Source organism: Coprobacter sp. (assembly GCF_982436375.1).
Genome location: NZ_CEWDCG010000123.1, coordinates 1 through 9,362, shown reverse-complemented (window position 1 = coordinate 9,362; position 9,362 = coordinate 1). Strand labels below are relative to the sequence as shown.

General features: G+C 38.8%; 8 protein-coding genes. 2 read left to right on the top strand and 6 right to left on the bottom strand.

Annotation, left to right across the window (positions count from 1 at the left end; translation table 11 throughout):
- On the bottom strand, positions 1-1,034 hold a 1,034-nt coding region (locus AC1WHX_RS07965; protein WP_481229112.1), incomplete at its 3' end, for a lysylphosphatidylglycerol synthase transmembrane domain-containing protein.
- 144 nt (positions 1,035-1,178) lie between these two features.
- Between AC1WHX_RS07965 and rsmA the strand changes: the two genes are divergently transcribed.
- Together rsmA and mgtE are read left to right on the top strand one after the other, a co-directional pair.
- The gene (gene rsmA / locus AC1WHX_RS07960; protein WP_122337403.1) at positions 1,179-1,967 is read left to right on the top strand and encodes a 16S rRNA (adenine(1518)-N(6)/adenine(1519)-N(6))-dimethyltransferase RsmA; all 789 of its coding nucleotides are present in this window, start codon (positions 1,179-1,181) and stop codon (positions 1,965-1,967) included.
- Positions 1,968-1,979: 12 nt separating this feature from the next.
- Entirely contained in the window at positions 1,980-3,329 is a 1,350-nt protein-coding gene (gene mgtE / locus AC1WHX_RS07955; RefSeq protein WP_122337404.1) for a magnesium transporter, read from the top strand.
- A 72-nt stretch (positions 3,330-3,401) separates the two neighbouring features.
- On the opposite strand, the gene hcp is transcribed toward mgtE, so the two are convergent.
- From hcp to AC1WHX_RS07930, 5 genes are all read right to left on the bottom strand, one after another.
- Entirely contained in the window at positions 3,402-5,048 is a 1,647-nt protein-coding gene (gene hcp / locus AC1WHX_RS07950; RefSeq protein WP_122337405.1) for a hydroxylamine reductase, read from the bottom strand.
- Positions 5,049-5,464: 416 nt separating this feature from the next.
- Positions 5,465-6,358 carry a glycosyltransferase family 2 protein gene (locus AC1WHX_RS07945; RefSeq protein ID WP_278582728.1) on the bottom strand — a complete coding sequence of 298 codons (894 nt, stop codon included), beginning with the start codon at positions 6,356-6,358 and terminating at the stop codon, positions 5,465-5,467.
- Positions 6,359-6,412: 54 nt separating this feature from the next.
- Positions 6,413-7,354, bottom strand: coding sequence for a tRNA-dihydrouridine synthase family protein (locus tag AC1WHX_RS07940; RefSeq protein ID WP_122337407.1), 942 nt, complete (start codon positions 7,352-7,354; stop codon positions 6,413-6,415).
- Between the two features lie 79 nt (positions 7,355-7,433).
- Positions 7,434-8,591, bottom strand: coding sequence for a molecular chaperone DnaJ (dnaJ, locus tag AC1WHX_RS07935; RefSeq protein ID WP_122337408.1), 1,158 nt, complete (start codon positions 8,589-8,591; stop codon positions 7,434-7,436).
- Between the two features lie 15 nt (positions 8,592-8,606).
- Positions 8,607-9,218, bottom strand: a complete 612-nt coding sequence (locus AC1WHX_RS07930; protein WP_022602838.1) for a nucleotide exchange factor GrpE — start codon at positions 9,216-9,218, stop codon at positions 8,607-8,609.
- Positions 9,219-9,362: the final 144 nt, after the last annotated feature.

Sequence of the window (9,362 nt, the reverse complement as noted above, 5' to 3'; positions counted from 1 at the left end):
TAATTATCATTTTCCCGCCTCGATCCGACAAAATCCGCCAATCCGGCACTTCGGTCTTTTTTTTTCTCTAACGAAACAGAAAACAGAGTATAAATTCCCAATAATATGATCAATAACATTTGAGATCCATGTGCAACCAAAGCAAATGCTCCGGCAATATTTTCTCCTATACCATATATAGAAAGTGCCGCAATAATAGCCAAGTGCCATGGACCGACACCTCCCTGTACCGGAATTCCCATACTGAGGCTTCCCATAACAAATAACGTCATAGCTGCCAAAACTCCTAAATGCTGCATCGCACCGAAAGCAAAAAAACATACATAAAGTTCCAAAAAATAACAGAACCATATCGCAACGGTATATAACAAAAACATCGTTACTTGTTTCATCCTCAATATCGTACGAAAACCATACCATAGATTCTTCACAATGCTTTTTACTTTCGCTACCCATCTATTTTCGGTTTTCTTCGTGAAAAGCCAAATCAAAAATCCGACCATCACAAACATGCAGATATACAGCCAAGGTGTTGTAACCATCCGCCAAAGAGTTTCCTCAATTGTAGGAAATTTTCGTAAAAAATCCCGGAAAACCTTCATCTGCAAGAAAAATGTTATAACAGTAAGAAAAACCAATGTTAACGTATCGCACAAACGTTCGGAAATAATAGACCCCAAAACCTGCGTAAAAGACATTTTTTCCCGACGCGCCAAATAAGTACAACGCCACACTTCTCCTACACGAGGAATCAGCAAATTCATGGCATACATACCGAAAACAGCGTTTGTCAGAGCTTTTACCGAAGGATCTACCCCTAAGGTCTTTAACTGCAACTTCCAACGCAATGCTCTGAATATATGACTCATCAACCCGATAATCATAGAAAGAACGATCCAAAAATAATTAATTTCAGATTGTAAAATGACTCCGATCTGGTGCATGTCCAAATGACTGTACAGATACCAGAAAAGAGCCGCTCCGCATAGAAACGGAATAAAAAACTTCAATATACTGCCGAGTAATTTCTTCAACTTATCGGGATAAAAAAATATTATTGTACCTTTGTGTATTGCAAAGATAGATTTTATCCATAAAAGAAACATCTATTTACCGGATTTAATTAAAATCCCTTTGCAAATTATACATTGATTAACGATCCTGCTACCTGAATTTTTATGACAGACTCGGTAAAACCTAAAAAATTTTTAGGACAACATTTTTTGAAAGATCTCGATATAGCCCGCCGAATAGCAGATACTGTAGGCGATTACAAGGATATTCCCATTCTCGAAATAGGCCCGGGAATGGGTGTATTGACACAATACCTGATACAAAACAATCATGACCTCACTGTAGTAGAATTGGATTCAGAATCTGTCAGATATTTGACTGAACATTTTCCTCAATTAAACGGCAGAATATTGGAACAGGACTTTTTAAAACTGGATCTGACAAATCTTTTTACAGGGAAATTCTGCGTCATCGGAAACTATCCTTATAACATATCGAGCCAAATATTTTTCAAAGTTCTCGATTACAAAAACCAAATTCCATGTTGCAGCGGAATGATTCAGAAAGAGGTAGCAGAACGTATAGCCTCTAAGCCGGGATGTAAAGCTTACGGAATATTGAGTGTACTTATGCAGGCATGGTATGATATAGAATATCTGTTTACCGTTCCCGAACACGTCTTTAACCCTCCTCCAAAAGTCAAATCTGCCGTAATAAAAATGACTCGAAATAAAACAGAACGGCTGGGATGTAACGAGAAATTATTCAAAACCATAGTGAAAACAGGCTTTAATCAAAGAAGAAAAACGCTTCGGAATTCACTTAGACAACTATTAGGAAAAAAATGCGAATTACTGGAAGATCCCGTTTTCGACAAACGCCCTGAACAGCTTTCGGTAAAGCAATTTATCGACCTTACCAACCAAATAGAAAAGTTCATTCCTCAACCTTAAGCTTAATTTATTATGGAGCAATTTTCAGAAGAATATATCAAGGAAGTACAAGATATTATTAAAAATAACGATACAGAAAAAGCCAAAGAACTGTTAAAAGGTCTGCATCCCGCCGATATTGCGGAACTTTATCAGGCTTTGGATCTAGATGAAGCAGAATTCATCTATATGCTTCTCGATAGCGAGAAAGCAGCAGATGTATTGATCGAATTAGATGAAGATGATCGTAAAAAATTATTGAAACATCTTCCCAATGAGGTCATAGCTAAACAATTTATAGACCACTTGGACACGGACGATGCTGTCGATCTGATCCGTGAAATGGATGAAGAGGCTCAGGAAGAAATCTTATCCCATATCGATGATGTGGAACAGGCCGGAGATATTGTCGATTTATTGAAATACGACGAAGATACCGCCGGGGGACTTATGGGTACGGAGATGGTTGTCGTAAATGAGAATTGGAGTATGCCCGAATGTCTGAAAGAGATGCGCATCCAAGCAGAAGAAATGGACGAAATATATTATGTATATGTTGTCGATGATGATGAACGGCTAAAAGGTGTTTTTCCTCTAAAAAAGATGATAACCAACCCATCGGTATCGAAGATCAAACACGTCATGAAAAAAGATCCGGTATCGGTAAAAACAGACACTCCTATCGAAGAAGTCGCACAGGTATTCGAGAAATATGACCTTGTCGCCGTTCCCGTAATAGACAGTATCGGGAGGTTAGTAGGACGCATTACGGTCGATGATGTCATGGACGAAGTCCGCGAACAAGCAGAAAGGGAATACCAGTTGGCATCCGGTATCTCCCAAGACGTAGAGACTACCGACACCATTTATACACAAACTTCTGCCCGGCTTCCGTGGCTATTGATAGGTATGTTCGGAGGACTTACCAATTCGATTATTCTCGGAAATTTCGAAACCGGATTTATTACAAACCCTGCAATGGCCCTTTTTATCCCCCTTATCGGAGGGACTGGCGGAAATGTCGGGATACAATCTTCCGCTATCGTAGTACAAGGTCTGGCAAACGGATCATTAGCATTACACAATGCAGGGAAACAGATACTGAAAGAATTAGCCGTCGCTTTAATCAATGCCAGCATGATTTCTCTTCTTGTATTCGGATACAACTGGTTTCGTATGGGTATTGATGCTGTCACCATAGCCGTATCTTTATCTCTTTTTTCCGTAGTCATATTCGCTTCAATTTTCGGAACGATAGTACCTATCACTTTAGAAAAATTCAAAATAGATCCGGCTATTGCAACCGGTCCGTTTATCACCATCACAAACGACATTATAGGAATGCTCATTTATATGAGTATTTGCGCTACCCTTGCTGCTTGAAAATTAAATTCAAATCCCCTTATTTGCCTCTTTCCAATTCAGGCAGATAAGGGGAACACAATACAAACTACGTTACGCACGAATCCAACGTTTCATATCTTCCTCCACCGAAGAAATTGTCGTTATTCCGAATTTTTCAACTAAAACTTTCAGGACATTCGGTGAAAAGAAAGCCGGAAAAGTCGGTCCAAGATGAATATTTTTTATTCCGAGACTCAACAATGCCAACAATACGATAACAGCCTTCTGTTCATACCATGCAATATTATAAACAATTGGTAAATCATTTATATTTTTCAATCCCAAAGCATCACGTAAAGCAAGAGCTATAACCACTAAAGAATAGCTGTCGTTACATTGACCGGCATCCAATACACGAGGTATACCATTTATATCACCCAAAGACAATTTATTATAACGATATTTAGCACACCCGGCAGTAAGTATAACATCGTCTTTAGGCAATGCTTCCGCAAAATTCGTATAATATTCACGTGACTTCATACGTCCGTCACACCCTGCCATTACGACAAATTTTTTAATTGCCCCAGACTTGACTGCATCGACAATCTTATCGGCCAATGCCAATACCTGATGATGGGCAAAACCTCCGATTATCTCACCATGTTCTATCTCTACAGGAGGCTGGCACTGTTTTGCATGAGCGATCAGTGCCGAAAAGTCTTTTTTTCCGCCTTTCTGACGATTCGGAATATGTTTTGCACCCGGCAATCCGGCAGAACCGGTAGTATAAATGCGATCGGCATAAGTCGCACTTTTCAATGGAGGTACAATACAGTTGGTCGTAAAAAGAAATACACCGTTAAATGTCTCGAATTCTTCTTTTTGACGCCACCATGAATTTCCGTAATTACCGACAAAATGCTTATATTTCTTAAAAGCCGGATAATAATGTGCAGGCAACATTTCACTATGAGTATAAACATCCACACCCTGACCGTCCGTCTGCTCGAGCAACTCTTCAAAATCTTTCAGATCATGTCCGCTTACCAAAATCCCCGGGCGTTTACCTACTCCGATATTAACTTTCGTAATTTCAGGATTTCCATAAGAAGAGGTATTCGCCTTATCAAGAAGAGCCATAGCCTTCACCCCGCACTCTCCGACATTCAACACCAAAGAAACAAGCTCCTCGGCAGAAATATCCGAGCGAGATATTTCTGCAAGGGCATTTTCTATCATCGCATATATGTCATGATCCTCAAATCCGAGATTTAAAGCATGTTCTGTATAAGCTGCCGCACCCTTCACTCCATAAATTACCATTTGTTTCAAAGAGCGCAAATCTTCGTTCGGCTCACTCAATACACCCACTTCAGCCGCTTCAGCAAGATAATTCTCTTCAGAAACAAAATAAGCGACTTCAGGCATATCCGGTAAAGCGATATTCCGCTTTTTGGCCGTTCCAACAAGAATGTTTTTTATTTCAAACGCTTTTTTTATCCGCACTATTATAGCCTCATCATCAAAATTAGCATTGGTTATCGTACAAAACAAAGCATCCAAAACAAAATGGTCTATTTCGTTATGTGCCGTACCTTTCTCACGTAAAGTCCGGTTCACGATAGCTATTCCCCTGACAGCATACAACAATAAATCCATATAGGCTGCTGTTTGAGGCTCTTTACCGCAAACACCCTTTACCGTGCACCCTGTGCCCCGAGCAGTTTCCTGACATTGAAAACAAAACATATTCATAATTTTCTGTATTTAATAGGTTAGCTTAAAACCATTTTTCATATTTCACTTCACCCCGTAAAGAAAGAACAATCAATTTATAAAGAATGTTTACGGAAACTCTATCTTTTGCTGTTTGTGCAACAGACAATATAATATTTAGAAACTACTTAAGAGCCTGGTTAAATTTTCCAATGAAAAAGTAAATTAGAAGGAAATCAACTGAAACAAATACTCGTGACAACTCTACAGAATTTGATATTACACATAAATATGTCCGGTAGTATTACCTACCTTACGCTGTCTTGTACTCTCAGTCAAATAACAGAAACAGGAATAATGCATCCTCAAAATAAACATTTTCAAAAATGATAAGGACAAACTCATTACTTGTATTCAAAGTATCTGATTTTTTCTAAAAAAACAGAAAATACGCATCAATCTTTCCTTTCAGAATGCAGTACTGAACAAAAGTAAGCGAGTTTATAAAAGTCGAATAGAAACATGGATGGATGACGGCTATTCAAATTACGCTCTATAATAGGCTTTAAAGCGCTTCCTAAAACACGAACTACCCCGGTCATTCGTATTTTTTTTAGTTTTTCATAAGCAGCTATAAGCCGTATATTTTGAGCATCCTCTTTCGGAATCAGATTTTTGTAAATAAACGAGAGATTTTGTAAACTACTCTTTGTCTTTTCTAAAAACTCTCCATTCGTCTGCAACCCTTCATGTAATAAAGGGTTTCTAATATAAAGAATCATAAATCCATTTTTATATAATTCCACTCCGAATAGAGTATCTTCATGTCCGTAATTCCGTATTTTTTCACTAAAACGGACCTTTTCAAAAACAATTTTTTCTATCAAAAAATTATTCGATAAGAACATCTTTCCAGAATCGTCTCCCGGTTTAGGCTCTCGGATCGTTCCATATATCCAATGTAAAAAATTAATATTTAATATATCTTCTTTTCTACAAAAACTTCGACCACCGCAAATAACAGGGGCTTCGCCTATATGATCAAGATAATTTTTCAAATAAGAGTCCGATACGACTTGCATATCACAATCCATAAAAACAAGATATGGATAACGGGCTTCATCTGCTAAAAGATTCCGTATAGCCGAACGGCCTATATTCTTTCCCAATTCACGATATACGACATGAGGCAAATTTTTTACTTCCCTGTTCTCTTTCAAGAAAAGAGATGATCCATCGTCAAATGCTAAAATCTCATATTCAACATCCAAATTCTCTGCTTGGGCAGACAAAGAATTGATCAACCTGCGACAGTCATAATTATATATCGGAATCAATACAGATAGCATAACAATAAATCTTTTCTTCGGGAAAAGTAGAAAAATAAAATCAAATAAACAATCCTATTTCTTCAATATTTCCTGTACATAACTCCGATAAGCATCCAAGTTACGAGATTTAAGAATACATTTTCTTAATTTTCTGTCCATATCAGGGCATAAATATTCCCACAAAGTTTTCATCTTTGCCAAAACTTGATGATCTCCTCCCTGATAATGAGACGAATAATATTGTAACAAGGCGTTGTGGAAACAATATAAACGTTCTCTAAATTCACTATCCGGCAATTTAGTACCCGATTTATACGTCAAAGCTAATGACGGATCGGTCAATAAACCTCTTCCCAACATGACACCGGCAAGATGAGGATAATCTGCAATAATACACTCTATATCTTCCAAAGTTACCAGATCACCGTTATAAATCAACGGAACAGGACAAAGTTCATAAAAACGGGAAAAAGTTTTCAGATCGGTTTTTCCTTTATATTGTTGAATCCCTAAACGGGGATGCAAAACCACTCGTGAAACCGGATATTTTTCCAACAAAGGTAATAAGTGAAAAATTTCATCTGCACTCTCCCATCCTAATCTCGCCTTAATGGAAAAGTCGATAGCAGGAAACTCCAAAAATACTTTAAGAAGGGCTTCTACTTCTTTCGGAAACGGCAATATTCCCGAACCTTTATGCCGTTTTGCCAAAAGAGGAAACGGACATCCCAAATTAAGATCTGCTCTTGTATAACCTTGTTTTTCGAATAAACATAGTATAGAACGTAATTCTTCAGGAATGGAAGCTATAACCTGAGGAACAAGAATCGGCACAGAATTCCGCAAAGGATCAATATCCGAAATATCTCTATTCCGAAATTTATTTCCATTCTCTAAACGAACAAAGGGAGTATAATAAGCATCTACTCCACCGAAATAAGTGTGAAAATAATTTCGATAAGGAGCATCGGTATAACCTTGTAGAGGAGCAAAATAGACGGGACAATCTACCATAAGTATTTTCACAAAAATACGGCATCTACACAAATAATCGCAGATGCCGTATTGCTATTTTCAATTCACATTACCACTATCAATCAAACATGTGTTTCAGCTTGCTGAATATACGATCTTTTACAGACTTGGAAGGAGTAAAGTTGGAAGCACCTTTCATTTTCTCTATTTCCTGTCTTTCCGATGTAGTCAGACTCTCCGGCACATATACCGAAACATTTACCAATAAATCTCCTACACCGTAACGATTAATAGAGGGCAAACCTTTTCCTCTCAGCCTCAATACCTTTCCGGGTTGAGTTCCGGGTTCTATCTTGACTTTCGCCTTACCGTCTATCGTAGGGACTTCAAGAGCCCCTCCTAAAGCCGCTGTCGGGAAATCAAGAAGAGCATTGTATATCAGATCATTTTCATCACGTAACAATTCCGGATGCGGTTCTTCCTCTATCACGATTAGCAAATCACCGTTTACTCCCCCGTGACGGGCAGCATTTCCTTTTCCGCTCATCGAAAGCTGCATTCCTTCAGCTACCCCTGCTGGAATATTCAATGTAATAACCTCATCTTCCTTTAAGATGCCTTCTCCGTTACAAACATTACATTTTTTGGTTATAATGCGCCCTTCCCCTCCACACGTAGGACATGTAGTCGTCGATTGCATCGCACCTAAAAATGTTTGTTGTACCTGAGTAACGACACCGCTCCCATTACAAGTAGAACATGTCGTGTAAGCTGTACCGTTCTCAGCTCCTGTTCCGTGACATGCCTTACAACCGACATATTTTTTTACTTTTATTTTCTTCTCGACTCCGGTAGATATTTCTTTTAATGTAAGTTTTACTTTTACCCGAAGATCCGATCCCCGGTTAACGTGACGCCGTGTACGACCGCTGCTTCCACCACCGAAACCGCTGAATCCGCCGAAACCGCCACCGAAAATATCTCCGAAATGAGAAAATATATCTTCCATAGACATCCCTCCGGCACTGAATCCGCCACCACCGGCTGCACCGTTCAACCCTTCGTGTCCGAACTGATCATAACGACTTCGCTTATCGGGGTTGCTCAATACTTCATAAGCCTCGGCTGCTTCTTTAAACTTCTCTTCAGCTTCCTTATCGCCGGGGTTCTTATCCGGGTGATACTGTATAGCTTTCTTACGATATGCTTTTTTTATCTCCTCGTCTGTTGCATTTTTGGCAACATCCAGCACTTCATAATAATCTCGCTTAGCCATTTTTTACCCTTTCAATTATTCACCGACAACAACCTTGGCAAAGCGAATCACTTTGTCATTCATCGTATATCCCTTTTGCACACAATCGATTACCTTGCCTTTCATCTCAGGACTCGGAGCAGGGAATGTCGTTACAGCCTCATGATATTCTGTATTGAAATCTTCATCTTTGGCTGGAATTTCTTTTATACCATGTTGATCAAGGAAAGTCTTGAACTTATTATATATCAAAGTCATACCTTCTTTAACCGCCTCGACATCCGCACTTTCGTTAATAGCGAGTAAACCACGTTCGAAATCATCGACTAACGGCAATATCCGTTTCAAACAATCCTCACCACCGCTTTTGATAAGATCAGCTTTTTCACGAAGAGTTCTTTTTCTATAATTCTCAAAATCGGCCATCAACAACAACTTATCCTTATTAAGCTGTTCGATCTGCGCCTTCAGCTCTTCTATTTCTGCTGTCAAACTGGCAGCATCTGATGCTGCATCTTCTGCCTCCGGAAGATTTTCATCTGCCACATTCTCCGGAACTTCAGAAGTTTCAACAGCTGCCTCTTCGGTCGATTGAGTACCTGACTTCTCATCATGTATCTCATTCTTTTTGTTCTTTTTATCACTCATAGCTATCTATATTTTTCTTTTCTTATCAAATTTTACCGAAGCATTCAAAGACATGACTCTACAAATTATCATCATCCGACAAAATACCTCACCTCCTGTTCAACAAAAATGCTGCCAAATAGGAATCGGCAGCATTTTTGTCAC

Coding starts and splice junctions, on each gene's coding strand:
- rsmA (WP_122337403.1), top strand. CDS start 1,179: ATGACAGACTCGGTAAAACCTAAAAAATTTTTAGGACAACATTTTTTG.
- mgtE (WP_122337404.1), top strand. CDS start 1,980: ATGGAGCAATTTTCAGAAGAATATATCAAGGAAGTACAAGATATTATT.
- hcp (WP_122337405.1), bottom strand. CDS start 5,048: ATGAATATGTTTTGTTTTCAATGTCAGGAAACTGCTCGGGGCACAGGG.
- AC1WHX_RS07945 (WP_278582728.1), bottom strand. CDS start 6,358: ATGCTATCTGTATTGATTCCGATATATAATTATGACTGTCGCAGGTTG.
- AC1WHX_RS07940 (WP_122337407.1), bottom strand. CDS start 7,354: ATGGTAGATTGTCCCGTCTATTTTGCTCCTCTACAAGGTTATACCGAT.
- dnaJ (WP_122337408.1), bottom strand. CDS start 8,591: ATGGCTAAGCGAGATTATTATGAAGTGCTGGATGTTGCCAAAAATGCA.
- AC1WHX_RS07930 (WP_022602838.1), bottom strand. CDS start 9,218: ATGAGTGATAAAAAGAACAAAAAGAATGAGATACATGATGAGAAGTCA.